Origin of the sequence: Mycobacterium sp. PDNC021, from assembly GCF_048282635.1 — a bacterium.
Lineage (GTDB): Bacteria > Actinomycetota > Actinomycetes > Mycobacteriales > Mycobacteriaceae > Mycobacterium > Mycobacterium llatzerense.
Genome location: NZ_CP182502.1, coordinates 3971184 through 3987123, shown reverse-complemented (window position 1 = coordinate 3987123; position 15940 = coordinate 3971184). Strand labels below are relative to the sequence as shown.

The window sequence follows — 15940 nt, the reverse complement described above, 5'->3', positions numbered from 1 at the left end:
CGCGGGTTACTCTCCCGCGGGCGACACGTCCGAACCCGATCCCTTCACCGACGCCTTCGCGCGTTTCTCGGCGCGCACGGCCCTCCCATTGCGCACAAACCCGGTGGGGGAGACTACCGCCGTAACGAGAATGCTCTCGCCACCGACGAACGGGTGGAACCCGACGCCGGCGCCACCGCGGCCCTTGACCGGGATGTCTGCGACTTCGGTTACCTTCCAACCCTTTTCGGACGTCGACAGGATCGCCTCGCCGTTCCCGCACGTGATCGGCAGGGCGGCGATGACCTCATCGCCCTCGCCCGTCAGTTTCACGCCGGCGACGCCATTGCCTGCCGCGCCTTGCGGATTCACCGAGGCGGGATCGATCCGCAGAACCTTGCCACGGCGCGTTACCAGCGCCAGGTGGTAGCCGGGCGTCAGCACACCCGAGCGCAGCAGCCCGGTGATGTCCGGGGCCACCGGGATGTCGCGGGTCTTGAACGGCAGGCCGTTGCCGTTGGTGAACTTGACGCGCCCGTCGGTCCACACCGCCCACCCCAGGCCCGCGGTGAGCAGGTCGCCGTGGGTGTCGGAGAACACGCCACGATCGTCAAGACGCCAGTTGGCGTTGACCTTTCGTTCGCGGGTGCCATCCTCGTCGGAGCCCGATGCCGTCGGGACGCCCTCGAGATCGAGGACGGTCCGGCGGTCGAATTCGGGTCCGGCGAACAGCTTCGTCGTCTCCTTCAGTTCGTTGTCGATCACCACGCGCCGGGCATCCGGGTTCGACACCAGCTCGGTCAGTTCGGCGAATTCCGCGTCCAGCTTGTCCGCTTCGGCCTGCAGCTCGATGACGTCGAGCTTCGTCAGCCGCCGAAGCTGCAGTGCCAGCACGTAATTGGCCTGCTCCTCATCGATGCTGAACCGTTCCTGCAGCCCCCGCCGGGCGTCGTCCACGGTGTCCGAGCCGCGAATGACCGCGACAGCGGCGTCGATGTCCAGATGGATCTTCATCAACCCGGACACCAGATGCCTACGGGCGGTGACCTTCTCCAGCCGATACTGGCTGCGGTGCAGCACCACGGAGTCGCGCAGGTGCAGGAATGCGCCGATCAGCTCGCGCACCGTCCACCAGCGCGGCACCCGATCCTCGTCGAGCGCGACCAGGCTGGCGGCGAAGGTCGACTCGAGCGGAGTCAACGCGAGCAGCTGGTCGCGGATGGTTTCGGCGGCGTGGCCACGTTTGGCGGTGACGACGATGCGCAGCCCGTTGCGACGGTCGGTCAGGTCGGACATGTCGGCGACACCGGCCAGCTCGCCGGACTCGACCAGCGCCCGAATCCGGTCCTGCACAGTGTTGCTCGCGACACCGGGCGGCAGCTCGGTGATGACGATGTTCTTGCCGTCGACCGACAAGGTGCCGCGCACCGTGAGCGCACCCCGGCCGGTGGTGAGGTACTCGCGCAGACCGGCGCTGCCGACCACCGTCGACCCGCAGCCCCAGTCCGGACCCGGGATCAGCTTGGCGAGCCGATCGTCGGTCATGTTCGGGGTCTTCAGCAGCGCCCGGCAGGCCGCCATGATCTCGCGCGGATTGTGCGCCGGCACCTTGGTGGCCCAGCCTTCGGCGATGCCCACGGCGCCGTTGCAGAGCAACACCGGCCACTGGGCCGGCAGCATCGTGGGCTCGATCCACTCCCCGTCGAAGGTTCGCACCATCGGGACCGCGTGGTCGTCGAGTTCGGCGGTCAGCGCCGCACCGGGCGCCGACAGCCGCATCTCGGTGTACCGGTCGGCAGCGGGGATGTCGCCCTGGATGCGCGGGAAAGCGCCCTGTCCGTCAATGACTTTCACGCGCTGGAACTCGGCGGCCATCAGCGCCGCGGCGCCGTACATCGACGCGCCGCCATGCGGGTGCAGGTTGCCGGTCACGGCCGAGCAGACCTTCGATGACTTCTGCGGCTTGTTGCCGGGCAGCAAGTTCGAGTCGTGCATCTGGTACAGCAGCCGGCGCTGGCCGGGCTTGAGGCCGTCGAACGCCGACGGGATGGCGCGGTCGCTGACGCTGTAGAGCGCGAACGTCAGCTGGTAGTGGTTCCAGTAATCGTCGGCGCTCTGGTCGAGGACCAGGTCCGGATTCTGCTCGGGAAGGTCGAGGGGGGAGGTCACGGTCGAGTCCTTCTAGTCCAGGTCCAGCGCAAGGGTGTCGACGACGGCGGCCACTTCGGCCATCCAGCTGCGCCGGCCCTCGGGCGGCCCGCCGAACAGGGTGTGGTGCAACTTTTTCTCACTGTCGTCGAGGTGCACCCGAATCACGGTGCGCCGCTCCGGATCCAGCACGGTGTTCCAGAAGTCGTCGGCGTCCATCTCACCGAGACCCTTGTTGCGCTGCACTTCCACGCGGCGCTTGGACCTGGCCTTCAACTCGGCGACGGCGGTGTCCCGCTCGGATTCGTCCTGGCAATAGATGCGCTCCTGACCATCCTTGACGACGAACAGCGGCGGCAGCGTCACGTAGACCATGCCGGCCGCGACGAGCGGGCGGTAGAAGTCCAGGAACATCGAGATCAGGCTCGAGTTGATGTTGCCGCCGTCGGGGTCGGCGTCGGACGCGAACAGAATCCGGTCGTAGCGGCACTGCTCGGGGTCACAGTTGTCGCGCACACCGCAGCCCAGGATGCGCTCGATGGAATCGAACTCGTCCTTGACCCGGGCCTTGTTCACCGTGAACCCGTAGACGTTGGGCGGCTTGCCTTTCAGCGGGAAGGCCGCCTGGAAGGTGGCGTCGCGCGCCGCCTTGATGGTGCCCAGCGCGGAATCGCCCTCACACAGGAACAGTTCGGCGCCCGACCCACGGCCGGTCTCGCGGCTGGGCAGCAGCTTCGGCGGCAGCGACAGGTTCGTGCCCAGCCCCTTGGCTTTCGACGCTGCGCGGGACCGCGCCTTCGCGCCCTCGGCGCTGCGGCGCGCCCGGGCCGACTCCAGCGCCAGGCGGGTCCACAGCGACACGGTGTCGGCGTTGGCGGGGTTCGCGGCCCAGACGTTGACGCTGCGCGCCACATCCGGGGCCATTGCGACGTTCAGCGAGCGCGATGAGACCGCCGTCTTGGCCTGCGAGTCCCAGCCCACGTCCGGCGCGCGGGTGTCGACGGCCAACGCGGTGACCGCGGCGAAGTCCTGAGGCTCTGGGCCGTCCTCACCCTTGGCCAGACCCAGGTCCCGGATCCGGGACGCGCGATCGGCCAGGGCTTCGGACAGGCCCTTGATCGCGGCGGTCAGGTGCGACCCGCCACCGGGGGTGCGCACGGTGTTGCAGAACGCGGCCACGGTGGCCGGTTCGGCCGGCCCGGCGGTCAGCGACCAGCGGAACGGCGTGGGGCCGCGCCCGGTGGTGTACTCACCGCGGCCCTCCACGACGGCGCGGACCGCGGGCAGCGGAGTGCCCGCGGAGGTGCACATGAGGTCGAGCAGCGCCTCGGTGCCCCAGGGGCCGTCGAACGGCTGCAGCAGTGCGGGCGGGACCTCCTCGCCGGGCCAGCCCTCGTCGACGACCAACAGGTGGACACCGGGGCACATCCGGGCCGCGGCGTGCGCGCGCAGCAGGACCTCGGCGATGTCCACGCCGGCGTCCGGCACGACGGCCGGGTCGAACAGGATGCGCACGGTGGTGCCGTGGGCGTCGGGTTTGCGGTTGCCCGCGCCGCGCAGTTTCTGGTTGTCGGCCCGGGTGAACTCGGCGTTCGGATCGAATTCCTTGCCCTCGAAGGTGCCGGGGTAGCCGTGGCCGAAGCTCTGCAGATAGGTCTTGCCGGCGCGGCGCACGGTGACATCGGTGCGGGCGGAGATGAACACCGCGGCGGCGGCACCGATGCCGTTGAGGCCGGCCCCGGTGCTGGTGGCGTCGGTGTGGGCGGAGAACTTGCCACCGGCCCGGGCCGTCCCGAGGGTCTTGACGATGCCGTTCTTGCCGGTCACCGGGTCGGAGTCGATGGGCAGGCCGCGGCCGTCGTCGGCGACGCTGACCGATCCGTCGGCATGCAGGGTGATGGTGACGGTCGACCCGCCGTGGCTGGGGTCGGCGACCTCTTCGACCGCGTTGTCCACCAGCTCGCGCAAGGCGGTGTTGAGCACGTCCAGGCCCAGGTTGACCGCCGGTCGCAGCCGGGTGTGCTGAACATCGTCGAGTTCGGTGATGTCCGCAGCGTTGTAGCTCACTGCTGGTCCTTTCCGTCAGGGCTGGGCCGGAAGCGCCCGATGCCCCAATACAGGGTGTGCCGCAGGAATGGTAGGCGGTGGAGCCGACAACCTTGCAGATCCATGCGCGAGTTTGTCGGTGGTCTGCGCCACGATGTGACAGTGGCAGAACTCACCACGGTCCAGGCCCGTCGCATCGCCGTCGCCGCCCAGGGCCTTTACGAGCCCAAGCCGTCCGGTCCGGTAACCCGTGCGCACCTGAAACGTTTGATGTCCAGAATACAAGTGCTGCAATTGGATTCGGTTTCGGTCTGCGTACGGGCGCACTATGCGCCGGTGTTCAGCAGGCTGGGGGCGTACGACCGGGACACGCTCGACGCGCTGGCCTGGAGCCACAATGCGCGGTCGCCGCGGCAGTTCATCGAATATTGGGCGCACGAGGCGGCGTTGCTGCCGGTCGAGGACTGGCCGCTGCTGCGCTGGCGTATGCGCGAGTACACCCACGGTCGGTGGGGCACCGAAATCGTCAAGCGCAACGGTGAGTTGGCCGAGAAGATCGTCGCCGCCATCGCCGAACTCGGGCCGTCGACCGCGGGCCAGATCGAGGCCCACCTCGAGGCCGAGCCCCGCGGTGCCAAAGGGCCGTGGTGGGGGCGCAGCGACACCAAGTGGGTGGCCGAGGCCCTGTGGTCGTCCGGGGTGCTCACCACCGCCACCCGGGTCGGCTTCGCCCGGCACTATGACCTGGTCGAACGGGTGCTGCCGGCAGAGGTGCTGGCCCGCGAGGTCTCCGACGACGAGGCGGTCCGGCAGTTGGTGCTCAAGGCGGCCGGGGCGCTGGGCGTGGGCACCGAGGCCGATATCCGTGACTATTTCCGGCTGGGTGCGCGCCAGGTGAAACCGGCGCTGGCGGCGCTGGTCGCCGAAGGCGAGTTGGAGGCCGTGACGGTCGACGGCACCCCGGCGTACCTGCGCGCCGGGCAGACGGTGCCGCGGCGCGACCGGGGAACGGCGCTGCTGTGCCCGTTCGATCCGCTGATCTTCTTCCGGCCCCGGGTCGAGCGGCTGTTCGGCTTCCATTACCGGATCGAGATCTACACCCCGGCGGCCAAACGTCAATTCGGTTACTACGTCTGGCCTTTCCTGCTCGACGGCCAGCTGGTGGGGCGGGTCGACCTCAAACGCACGGCCGACGCGTTGCACGTCGTCGGTGCGTTCGCCGAAGACGGCCAGGACCGCACCCGAGTGGCCGCGGCGCTGGTTCCGGAGCTCAGGTCGATGGCGACCTGGCTCGGGGTCGGCGACGTGACCGTCGGGGAGCGGGGCGACCTGGTGACCGAATTGGGCCGGAAGGTCTAGCTCGGCCTAGTTGGCCGCGTGGTACGCCTCGACGATGTCGGCCTTGATGCGGCCGCGGGATGCGACGTCGTAGCCGTTCTGCTGCGCCCACTCGCGGATGGCGGTGAGCTCGTCCTTCGAGGTCAGGCCCTTGCCGGCGGCCTTCTTGCCGCGACCGCGGGACGCGCCGCCCTTGGCGGACCGGCTGCTCGGCTCTGCGACCTTCGGGGTCCGGGTGCGACGGCCACCGACCCGGGTGGCGGCGTCCAGATACGGTGCCAAAGCCTTTTCGAATTTCGCCACGTTCGCAGCGGAAAGGTCGATCTGGTAATCAACCCCACGGACTGAAAAGTTAATCCGTTCACCGGAGTCGTCGGTGATCTCAGTGCCGTTAATATCGTCCACCAGCTGGACGACAATGCGCTCGGCCACGAATGTTCTCCTTTTATCGGGGGTCGGCCGGAAGTGTAACGACAAAAGTTCACGATGGCACCCCCGACGTCGTGACGCCGGAAATCCGGGGTCGACTCGGGTGTTTTTGAACGGCTATCCGGCTATGCATCGAGAATTCTCAATATGCGGTAATCGACATGGCGCTAAGATGATTCGGCACTGCACGGGATATCGGCGCCGTCAGTCCAGGTCGTGGTGACAGACCACTTCCAGCATCATGCCGAACGGATCCAGCCAGAACATCGCGAAGTAGGGCGGCGGATATTGCGGGAACGGTTGTGGCCTGTGCAACACCTCGCCGCGGGTCCGCTGTACGAACTGATGGACGCGCTCGACCGCGGACCGGGTCTTGACCATAAAGGCGAGGTGTTGCAGCCCGGTGCGGTGTCGCGAGTGGTCGCCGGGTTCGGTGGACGGATAGAAAAACACGAAGGTGCCGGGTTTGCCGCCGGCCGGGCGAAAGGCGAACTCGTCGTCGGCGGCAATGAATGGCTCAAAACCTACCAATGGCATGAATTCGTCGTAGTAATTCTTCGCCGCCCTGAGATCGGGCACGTTGACGCCGAGATGGCCGAGTACGATCCGACACCAATGCCGGGCGCTAACCGGTAGCGTCCTGTTGCAGTTCTTCGCCGAGCACGGGCACGCCGCGGCCGCGCAACTTGTTGACCGAGAAGACCACCGTGCCGATGCCCAGCCACACGATGCCGCCGATCTTCGCCAGCGAATCCGCGTTGAACAGCACATAGCCGATGATCAAGAAGCCCAGCGTAGGCATCACGAGGTGCAGCAGATAGTTCTTCGACTTCTGGCGGCCGAGGTAATACCAGACGACCGATACATGCAGCAGGCAGAAAGCGAACAGCGCACCAAAGTTCACCAGTGACGAGATCAGCGCTATCTGACCGACGAAGAACAGCACCAGCACCACGCTGATCGCGCTGACCACCAGGATCGCCGCGATCGGCACCTTGCGGGAACTGATGGTCGACAGGAACGCGGGCAGTTGGCGGTCGCGGCTCATCGAGTACAGCAGCCGGCCGGTCGCCGCTTGCGCGGCCATCGCGTTGGCGAAGCCGACCGCCAGCACATTGACCACGAAGAACGCGTTCATCCATCCGGTGCTGGATGCCGCTTCGACCAGTTTGAAGAATGCGTTGCCCGCCTCGTCGTCGCTGAACGACGCACGACCACCTGCCAGCAGGCTGGCCAGCCAGGTCTGGCCGATGAACAGGAAGGCCACGAGGAACAGCGCGCCGATCATCGCCTTGCCCGCTGGATTCCGCTTACCCGTCGATTCCTCGGCGAGCGTCGAAATACCATCGAAGCCAAGGAAACTCAGCACGGCGATCGACAGTGCCGCGGCTATCAACGGTGCGCTGACGGTGTCCGGGTTCCAGATCGGTGTGGTGCTCCAACGCACGTTGGGCAACGAATCTCCGTTGATGGCACGTACCGCGATGACGACGAAGATCACCACGAAGGCCAGTTCCAGTGCCAGGAACAACCGGTTCGCCATTTTCAGTGAGTTGATACCCAGCAGGTTGATCACGGTATTGACCAGAACGAATACGAGAGCCCACATCCATCGCTGCGTGCCAGGGAACAAGCCGATCATCGATTCGGCGGCCAACACGTAGAGCAGCGTCGGTATCAGCAGGTAATCCAGAAGAATCGCCCAACCGGCGAAAAAGCCTGCGCCAGGATGGATTCCGCGGCCGACATATGAGAACACCGATCCCGCAAGGGGAAAGGACTTGGCCATCTGCGCGTACGCCGTCGCGGTGAACACCATGGCGATCAGGCCGATGAGATACACCAGGGGCACCATGCCGCCGGCGCTGTTGTAAACGACACCGAAGATCGTCCACGGCGCGATCGGCACCATGAACACCAACCCGTAGACGATGAGGTCGACGGTGGAGACGGACCGATTGAGTTCCTGTTTGTAGCCGAATGATTCGGGAGTGCGCTGAGCTTCGCCTGTGGCGATGCGGGCGGTGGTGGCCATGAAGATCCTGTCGGGTCGGGGGATGGGGTCAGACCCGGGGCGGCTGCGGCCAGATCGTGGTTGGCGAGGAAGGCGGCGACGACGGCGCGGAATTCCGTGGGTTGCTCGAGGTGCGAGCAGTGACTGGTGCCGGGGAATACGTGGCTTGTGGCGCCGTCGATGTGGTCGGCATACGGCTGCCACGCCGTGGGGGTGGCCTCGTCGAATTCGCCGGCGATCACCAGCGTCGGCACGGTGACGGCAGGGAGCCGGTCGATGACGCTCCAACCGCTCAGCGTTCCGACGACATGAAACTCGTTGGGGCCGTTCATCGTGTGGTAGACCGTCGGCTCTGCCTCCATCTGGGCGATGGTGTCGATCAGGTCTTGCGGCATGGGCACCAGCCGGCACAGGTGGCGCAGGTAGAACTCGTTCGTGGCCTCGAGGTACTCCGGATCGGTGACGGTGCCCGCTTCTTCGTGGCGGGTCAGCGCGGCCTGGATTTCCGGTGGCAACTGCGCACGCAGTTCCGCGCAGCCGGCCATCCAGAGCTCCATCGATGCGGGGGAGTTGCAGATCGCCAGCGACGCGAGCCCGGACGGTTGCCGCACCGCGATCTCCGCGCCCAACATGCCGCCCCATGACTGACCCAGCAGGTGGTATTCGTCGATGCCGAGGGCATTGCGCACTGTGTGGAATTCCTCGACGAACAGATCAGGGGTCCAGAACGTGGCGGGCGCATCAGGCAGGTGCGTGCTGTTGCCGCAGCCGAGCTGGTCGTAATGGATGACCGTGCGACCGGTTTCGTCGGCCAATTCGGCGATGTTGCGCACGTAGTTATGGGCCATGCCCGGCCCGCCGTGCAGCACGAACAGCGGAAGCCGTGCCGGGTCCGGTGATTCGGGAGTGGTGATCTGGACCCAGGTCTCGTGTGCGAGGAAGGAAACCGTGCGGTGCGTGATTGGCATGACGGCCAGCATGGGACTTCAATGGTCTCGTCACAAGACCATTCATCGACACTTAACAATCCATGCCGATACTGTCTGACACGAGGGAAGGGAGCCGATCCGGCGATGACACATGTCAACGGTGTGCCTGCTCCCGGCATACTTGATCGCGAGCTCGAGTCGTCTTCGCGGGTCGACGAAATCACCGACCGGCTGGTGACCGCCCTCGCCATCGGCGAATACCTGCCCGGTGCCCGGCTCCCCGCCGAACGCGAGCTCGCAGCCTCTTTACGCGTCGGTCGGATGACGGTGCGCGCGGCGCTGGCCCGGCTGGTGGAGCGCGGCCTGGTGGAGACGCGGCGGGGTCGCGGCGGCGGTTCGTATGTGTTGCAGCAATGGCCGGACTCGTCCACGGCGGCGGTGGCACGCACGCTGCGAATGCGGGTCGACGAGCTCCGTGACCGGTGCGACGCGATCTGCCGGATGCACGGCGCGGTGTGCCGGGCCGCGGCCGAATCGCGGACCGACGCTGACATCGGCGTCCTGCGGCAGCGCCTCGAGGACTACCGCCGCGCCGACAGCGGCCTGGCCGCCCAGCAGGCTGACAGCGCGCTGCACCTGGCGATCATGGATGCCGCTCACAACGTCGTCCTCAAACAGGTGCTGCTCGACCTGGAAGCGTCGATCAGTATCGGCGCCCCGGCTCACGTGTGGGGCGAGCCGGCCACCATGCGGCAAATGGAACAGCGGGCGCTCGGTGAGCACACGACGCTGGTCGACGCCATTGCCAACGGTCACGGAGATGACGCCGAGTCGCTGGCGCGAGCCCATGTGGCCATTGACTTCGAGAACATCTCGGCGGCGATGCGCCGTGCTGGAATGCTCGTCGACTGAGTTCACGGGCCGGCGCCGCCCACGGGGGAGCGGAGGGCGGCTGTCGGCTCGCGACCGGGTAATCTGACCCCCGTGACCACCACCGGAATCGACGTCAGCGCACGCCTGGGCACCGTGCTGACTGCCATGGTGACGCCGTTCGGCCCGGACGGCTCGCTTGATCTGACTGGCGCGAAGAAGGTGGCCAAGCATCTGGTCGATTCGGGTTGCGATGGTCTGGTCGTCTCCGGCACCACCGGGGAGTCGCCGACCACCACGGACGACGAGAAGGTCGCCCTGCTCGAGGCAGTTCTGGAAGAGGTCGGCGATCGCGCTCGCGTGATCGCGGGCGCCGGTAGCTACGACACCGCGCACAGCGTGCATCTGGCCAAGGCCTGTGCCGCCGCAGGCGCGCACGGCCTGCTGGTGGTGACCCCGTACTACTCGAGGCCGCCGCAGGCCGGTCTGTTCGCGCACTTCACTGCCGTCGCCGACGCCACCGAACTGCCGGTAATCCTGTACGACATTCCACCGCGGTCGTCGATCCCGATCGAATGGGACACCATCCGCGCACTGGCGCCGCACCCGAACATCGTGGCCGTCAAGGACGCCAAGGGCGATCTCAATGGTGGCGCGGTGATCATGGCCGAGACCGGTCTGGCCTACTACTCCGGCGACGACGCGCTGAACCTGCCGTGGCTGGCGATGGGCGCCACCGGGTTCATCAGCGTGTGGGGCCACGTCGCCGCCGCCGAGCTGCGCGCGCTGTTGTCGGCGTTCAACTCCGGCGACATCGCCACCGCCCGCAAGATCCAGGTCGGGCTCAGCCCGCTGAGCGAGGCGCAGAACCGGCTCGGGGGCGTCACGATGAGTAAAGAAGCGCTGCGATTGCAGGGCTTGGACGTCGGAAACCCGCGGCTGCCGCAGGTACCTGCCACGGCCGACCAGCTGACTGCGCTCGCCGCGGACCTGCGCGCAGCGTCGGTGCTTGCGTGACCACACCCGATTACGCGCCGCCCGGCCCCTTGGAGCCGGGCGGTCTGCGTGTGACAGCACTGGGCGGCATCGGCGAAATCGGCCGCAACATGACCGTTTTCGAGCACCTGGGCCGGCTGCTCGTCATCGACTGCGGCGTGCTGTTCCCGACGCACGACGAGCCCGCCGTCGATCTGATCCTGCCGGACATCCGGCACATCGAGGGCCGGCTGGCCGACATCGAAGCGCTGGTCCTCACCCACGCGCACGAGGACCACATCGGCGCCATTCCGTATCTGTTGAAGATGCGGCCCGACCTCCCGGTCGTGGGGTCGCGGTTCACGCTGGCGCTGGTTGCCGCCAAGTGCCGTGAGCACCGGCTCAAGCCGAACATGCAGATCGTCGCCGAGGGGCAGCGCAGCACCCACGGGGTGTTCGAGTGCGAGTACTTCGCGGTCAACCACTCGATTCCCGATGCCCTGGCCATCGCCGTGCACACGGGTGCCGGCACGGTGCTGCACACCGGCGACATCAAGCTCGACCAGCTGCCGCCGGACGGCCGGCCCACGGACCTGCCCGGCATGTCCCGCCTCGGCGAGCAGGGCGTCGACCTGTTCCTGTGCGACTCGACCAACGCGGAGATTCCCGGGGTCAGTCCGTCGGAGAGCGAGGTCGGCCCCAACCTGCACCGGCTGATCCGCGGCGCGGACGGCCGCGTCATCGTGGCCTGCTTCGCCTCGAACGTCGACCGCGTGCAGCAGATCATCGACGCCGCGGTGGCCCTGGGCCGCAAGGTGTCGTTCGTCGGCCGCTCGATGGTCCGCAACATGGGCATCGCCAAGGAACTCGGCTTCCTCGACGTCGCCGACGACGACGTCGTCGACATCGGTGCTGCCGAACTGCTGCCGGCCGACCGGGTGGTGCTGATCACCACCGGCACACAGGGCGAGCCCATGGCGGCGTTGTCCCGGATGTCCCGTGGTGAGCACCGCAGCATCACTCTGACGGCCGGCGACCTGATCATCCTGTCCAGCTCGCTGATCCCCGGCAACGAGGAAGCCGTCTACGGCGTGATCGACTCGCTGGCCAAGATCGGCGCTCGCGTCGTGACCAATCAGCAAGTGCGCGTGCATGTTTCCGGACACGCCTTTGCCGGCGAGCTGCTGTTCCTGTACCGCGGCGTGCGGCCGCGCAACGTGATGCCGGTGCACGGCACCTGGCGCCATCTGCGGGCCAACGCCAAACTCGCGATCCGCACCGGTGTGCCGGAGGAGAACGTCGTGCTGGCCGAGAACGGCGTCAGTGTCGACCTGGTGGGCGGGCAGGCCCGGATCGCCGGCGCGGTGCCGGTCGGCAAGGTGTTCGTCGACGGTCTGGTGCTCGGCGACGTCGGTGATGCCACCTTGGGTGAAAGGCTCACGCTGACTTCGGGTTTCATCGCGGTCACCGTCGTGCTCAGCCGAGAGACCGGCAAGCCGGTGGCTCCCGTGCACCTGCACTCGCGCGGTTTCTCCGAGGACCCGAAGGCCCTCGAGCCGGCCACCGAGAAGGCGCAGGCCGCGCTGGAAACCCTTGCCTCCGAACAGGTTGCAGACCCCGCACGCATCGCCCAGGCGGTGCGGCGGGCCGTCGGCAAGTGGGTCGGCGAGACCTACCGGCGCCAGCCGATGATCGTGCCGACAGTGCTCGAAATATAGGCCCACGACAATAAGCCGGGCGCAGTGCATCGGTGCGAGGAAACCCTCATTCCGTACGCCCTGTACCACTAAACTCGGCCCGGTGTCTTTGCCGCGGGGGGATCGAGCCTCTGAGCGCCGTGCGCGCGGCCGGCCGGCCAACGCCGATTTGCGAGCCGCCAGGCGCAAGGAGATCGTGCGATCTGCCTACGCGGTGCTCACCGATCGGGGCTACGACCAGACGACGATGTCGGATATTGCCCGCCACGCCAACGTCGGGCAGGGCACCTTGTACCGGTACTACCCGAGCAAACGGGAACTGCTCGACGACGTTTTCGACTACGCGGTCACCAAAGCTGCGCGGGCGCTCCGGATCGGTTCGTTGGCGAGCCTCGACCTGACCGACTACCACCAGGCGATGGAGCTCATCACGGTATTCGGGACCCGCATGTTCGATCTCGTCGATGAGGATCCTGCGATCGTCCGGCTGCTCACGGTGGAAAGCAGCGCGATCGATCCCGAATTGAGGTTCCGGGTCAGCGGGCTCTTGTCGACAGTGGATGTCGCCTTTGCGGGGTTGTTCGAGACCGCCAACCCCGACTACGCCTCGGCGTATCACCGTGCCACGTGGGCACTGCTGGGCCGCTTGGTGATCGGGTTGTCCGGTCCGGGGTTGCTGATGTCCATGCGGGGGGATACGACGGCCGAGTCGCGCGCGACATTTCTGGCGTCGATCTCGGCTATCGCTGACCGAGGATTGCTGACCGAAGAAGCCGCTGACGGGGAACCCGCCGATGCCTGATAGAGCTGCGCAGCTGTACGCGGCGGCTACCGACTTGTTCATCGAGCGCGGATACCGCGATGTCGACGTCACCGACATCACCGCTCGCTGCGGGGTAAGCCACGGCACCTTCTACAACTACTTCCGCAGCAAGCGGGACGTCCTGGAATCGATCCAGGCTCAGACGGTTCTGGAGCTTTCGGCCGCGGTGGCCGGCGAGCGCGACCCTGCCACGCTGACCTGTCGCGCCGAGTACGTCGCGGACTTCGCCGGTCGAGTGCGCCGGGCCGTGGTCTACATCGCGAAAAACCGCACGCTGGTGTCGTTCGCAGCAATCGCCGCTCCCGGAGTCGATGACCAGGCCTATGAATCGGTGCTCGCCGCCTATGACCACCTCGGTGCGCAGGTGACGGCATTCCTGGAAGTGGGACGCCAGCAGGGATGGATTCGCGATAACGTCGACTCACGCGTTGCCGGGCAGGCGGTGGTGTCGACTGTGTTGATGGCGACGTTTCCGATGCTGGTCGAGGACGGCACCGATGTCGACCCGGAGCCGGTCGCGCAGGCATGCGCAGCGTTTCTGCTTGGTGGGCTGCGTCGGGTGCTACCGGATTCGTGACCGCCAGCGGGCGATCTGCTGTCCCATCTCAGTCGCGGGCTCAGTGTCCAGGGCCCACTCCGAAGCGATGTCGTGCCAGCGGCCCCGCGCCTGCAGCGTGCCGAGCACTGCACACACGCTCATCTCCGTGCGGCGCGAGAACGCGTGCGCGCTCCGCATGCGCTGCTTGAAGATGCCCGACCGGAAATCAGATTGGGGCAGCATCGCCTGCGACAGCGCCTTGTATGCGACCTTGTCGGTGATCTGAACCAGCCCCGGGGTCAGATACCAACCGGCGACGGCCCGCATGTACTGCAATGCCATCTCCGGGGGTAGCGCATTGGCATCGACGATGAATCCCGCCACGTACGCCAGTCTGTGTGCGGTCTGGGCGTCGCCGCGCATGACTGCGGTGAGTACCGACCGTTCCAGGTCAACTTCATCTCGGCTCATCCGCACGTGCAAACCGAAATCGAGGAAACCGACGCGGTTGTCCGGCAGGTACAGAATGTTGCCCGGGTGCGGGTCGGCGCAGAACTCGCCGCTGGTGTAGATGCTGGCGCAGTAGAAGCGGAAGATCGCCTCGCCGATGTGGTCGCGCACCGTCTGATCGACGTCGGCGAGGTGATGCAGTTGGGTGCCATCCAGGTACTCGGTCACCAGGACGCGCTCGGTGCACAACTCGTTGATCGGCTCGGGGATCACGAACACCGGATGATCGCGATGAGCTTCGTAGACGGCGCGGTGGTTGGACAGCTCCTGGCGGTAGTCGAGCTCTGCCGTGATCTGCCTGCTGACCTCGGCTACCACCGCGTTCAGACCCCGGATCGGATAGGACCTCGCGCGTAGGCGGACCAACAAGGCGAGGTTCTTCAGGTCGGCGCGGACCGCACTGCGCGCCCAGGGGTATTGAACTTTGACGGCCACCTCGCGTCCGTCAGTCAGCCTTGCTCGGTAGACCTGTCCCAGCGACGCAGTGGCCAGCGGTTCAGGGTCGATGGTGCGCACCTGGCCGCGCAGTGCACCCCACTCGGAGTCCATCAACCGGAACATCACGGCGTTGTCGACGGCGGGGGCGCGGCTGAACAAGGGGGACAGCCGACGGGAGAATTCGTCTCGGTTCTGTGCGGAACTCAGGCCGAAATTGAGCAGCGAAAGCAGCTGGCCGAGCTTCATCGCCGCGCCCTTCATCGTGCCCAAGGTGGTAGCGAGGTCATCGGCCAAGCGCAGCATCTGTTCGTCGCGGACCTGCGCCTTCTGCTCATCGGATAAGAAGGGCTGGCGAAACGCGCTGGTGGCTCGGCGCGCCGCGAGGCGGGCAGCGACCTGCCCGACACGTGCGCCGCGCGCTGCACGGTCGGTGGGTTGATCACCGGATGTCAATTCGGTCCGCCTAGACATCGATGGACATGGCGCCGAGCGGAATTCCTCGTGGATGGTTTACAACGGGCTCGCCCAGGTTGGCAAGGGAGGCCGTGGATTCCAGCAGGGTCTCGCGGACGTTCGGCGGCAACGTCAAGAGCACAGTCGTGACCTCACGCACGGACTCGTCACGGGCGAGACGCAGCCAGTCCAATTCGTCGTCGAGCGCGCGGGTGTAACCGGAGTCGCGGCCGTTGAGGTATTCAGTTCGGACACCGAAGAATTCGGCCAGCTGCTGCACGGTTTGAGGTGAGGGGCGCGTGCGTATCCCGCGGCGCAGTTGCGACAGGTAAGGATCCGACAAGTCATGGCCGCGGCGTGCCAGCGCTTGCGTCACTTCGCTGTTCCGGTATGGCCCCCGCGCGGGGGGATGGATGGCGTCGAAGAGATTGTTGAGCCGCTCGGCGAACAAGGCGGTGTCCACCGCAGGCTTCCGCGGGCGCTTCCTGTCGTACATGTCTTTCCCCCAAATTGGTGCCGAGTTCGGACGTGCTGTGCACGTGTTGGAACCGGGTGGCCTGGTAGTGGCCGCTTGGGGAGCGCTTTTCGGGCCGGGCGACGACACAACCGATGTTCGCCGATCCAGCCGCGCCAGCTAGGTTAGCTCACCTCGACTTACTTCGCTAGAAATGATCACGAATGACAGGTTGACACGTCAGTCCGATATATGCAATTCTCGGATTTGAACGTGGAATCCGGTCAAACTGGGGAGTA

General features: G+C 66.6%; 13 protein-coding genes and 1 pseudogene. 6 read left to right on the top strand and 8 right to left on the bottom strand.

The window, feature by feature from the left end; genetic code table 11:
• Positions 1 to 6: 6 nt before the first annotated feature.
• Positions 7 to 2148: a DNA gyrase subunit A gene (locus ACNO8X_RS18995; protein WP_418002250.1), complete on the bottom strand. Its 2142-nt coding sequence runs from the start codon at positions 2146 to 2148 to the stop codon at positions 7 to 9.
• 12 nt (positions 2149 to 2160) lie between these two features.
• Complete coding sequence (locus ACNO8X_RS18990) at positions 2161 to 4194, bottom strand: toprim domain-containing protein (protein ID WP_418002249.1); 2034 nt, start codon at positions 4192 to 4194, stop codon at positions 2161 to 2163.
• A gap of 141 nt (positions 4195 to 4335) precedes the next feature.
• Here ACNO8X_RS18990 and ACNO8X_RS18985 point away from each other — a divergent pair, with 141 nt between their 5' ends.
• The gene (locus tag ACNO8X_RS18985) at positions 4336 to 5532 is read left to right on the top strand and encodes a winged helix-turn-helix domain-containing protein (protein WP_418002248.1); all 1197 of its coding nucleotides are present in this window, start codon (positions 4336 to 4338) and stop codon (positions 5530 to 5532) included.
• 6 nt (positions 5533 to 5538) lie between these two features.
• Here ACNO8X_RS18985 and ACNO8X_RS18980 read toward each other — a convergent pair whose 3' ends face one another.
• The 4 genes and pseudogenes from ACNO8X_RS18980 to ACNO8X_RS18965 all read right to left on the bottom strand — a co-directional run.
• Positions 5539 to 5943 (bottom strand): histone-like nucleoid-structuring protein Lsr2, encoded by a 405-nt coding sequence (locus ACNO8X_RS18980; RefSeq protein WP_071285247.1) that lies wholly within the window; start codon positions 5941 to 5943, stop codon positions 5539 to 5541.
• A gap of 201 nt (positions 5944 to 6144) precedes the next feature.
• Positions 6145 to 6546, bottom strand: a complete 402-nt coding sequence (locus ACNO8X_RS18975) for a VOC family protein (RefSeq protein ID WP_418005956.1) — start codon at positions 6544 to 6546, stop codon at positions 6145 to 6147.
• A 19-nt stretch (positions 6547 to 6565) separates the two neighbouring features.
• A complete protein-coding gene (locus ACNO8X_RS18970; RefSeq protein WP_418002247.1) occupies positions 6566 to 7975 on the bottom strand; it encodes an APC family permease in 1410 nt (469 codons plus the stop codon).
• 77 nt (positions 7976 to 8052) lie between these two features.
• A pseudogene (locus ACNO8X_RS18965) lies at positions 8053 to 8922 on the bottom strand (proline iminopeptidase-family hydrolase); the annotation flags it as partial.
• A 105-nt stretch (positions 8923 to 9027) separates the two neighbouring features.
• Here ACNO8X_RS18965 and ACNO8X_RS18960 point away from each other — a divergent pair.
• The 5 genes from ACNO8X_RS18960 (at position 9028) to ACNO8X_RS18940 (ending at position 13825) form a co-directional block, all read left to right on the top strand.
• A complete protein-coding gene (locus tag ACNO8X_RS18960; protein ID WP_418002246.1) occupies positions 9028 to 9795 on the top strand; it encodes a FadR/GntR family transcriptional regulator in 768 nt (255 codons plus the stop codon).
• A 72-nt stretch (positions 9796 to 9867) separates the two neighbouring features.
• A complete protein-coding gene (gene dapA / locus ACNO8X_RS18955) occupies positions 9868 to 10770 on the top strand; it encodes a 4-hydroxy-tetrahydrodipicolinate synthase (protein WP_418002245.1) in 903 nt (300 codons plus the stop codon).
• The gene (locus tag ACNO8X_RS18950) at positions 10767 to 12446 is read left to right on the top strand and encodes a ribonuclease J (protein WP_418002244.1); all 1680 of its coding nucleotides are present in this window, start codon (positions 10767 to 10769) and stop codon (positions 12444 to 12446) included. The genes dapA and ACNO8X_RS18950 overlap by 4 nt, the downstream gene beginning before the upstream one ends.
• A 175-nt stretch (positions 12447 to 12621) precedes the next feature.
• A complete protein-coding gene (locus tag ACNO8X_RS18945; protein ID WP_418002243.1) occupies positions 12622 to 13227 on the top strand; it encodes a TetR/AcrR family transcriptional regulator in 606 nt (201 codons plus the stop codon).
• The gene (locus ACNO8X_RS18940; protein WP_418002242.1) at positions 13220 to 13825 is read left to right on the top strand and encodes a TetR/AcrR family transcriptional regulator; all 606 of its coding nucleotides are present in this window, start codon (positions 13220 to 13222) and stop codon (positions 13823 to 13825) included. Before ACNO8X_RS18945 ends, ACNO8X_RS18940 begins: the two co-directional genes overlap by 8 nt.
• On the opposite strand, the gene ACNO8X_RS18935 is transcribed toward ACNO8X_RS18940, so the two are convergent.
• Both ACNO8X_RS18935 and ACNO8X_RS18930 read right to left on the bottom strand, forming a co-directional pair.
• Positions 13811 to 15205: an ABC1 kinase family protein gene (locus tag ACNO8X_RS18935; protein ID WP_418002241.1), complete on the bottom strand. Its 1395-nt coding sequence runs from the start codon at positions 15203 to 15205 to the stop codon at positions 13811 to 13813. The two genes, ACNO8X_RS18940 and ACNO8X_RS18935, sit on opposite strands and share 15 nt — an antisense overlap.
• Positions 15198 to 15650 carry a helix-turn-helix domain-containing protein gene (locus ACNO8X_RS18930; protein ID WP_418002240.1) on the bottom strand — a complete coding sequence of 151 codons (453 nt, stop codon included), beginning with the start codon at positions 15648 to 15650 and terminating at the stop codon, positions 15198 to 15200. The genes ACNO8X_RS18935 and ACNO8X_RS18930 overlap by 8 nt, the downstream gene beginning before the upstream one ends.
• Positions 15651 to 15940 lie beyond the last annotated feature (290 nt).

What these genes read in the sequence shown, in the direction of transcription:
- ACNO8X_RS18970 (WP_418002247.1), bottom strand. Translation starts at nt 7,975, where the DNA reads ATGGCCACCACCGCCCGCATCGCCACAGGCGAAGCTCAGCGCACTCCC.
- ACNO8X_RS18940 (WP_418002242.1), top strand. Translation starts at nt 13,220, where the DNA reads ATGCCTGATAGAGCTGCGCAGCTGTACGCGGCGGCTACCGACTTGTTC.
- ACNO8X_RS18935 (WP_418002241.1), bottom strand. Translation starts at nt 15,205, where the DNA reads ATGTCTAGGCGGACCGAATTGACATCCGGTGATCAACCCACCGACCGT.
- ACNO8X_RS18960 (WP_418002246.1), top strand. Translation starts at nt 9,028, where the DNA reads ATGACACATGTCAACGGTGTGCCTGCTCCCGGCATACTTGATCGCGAG.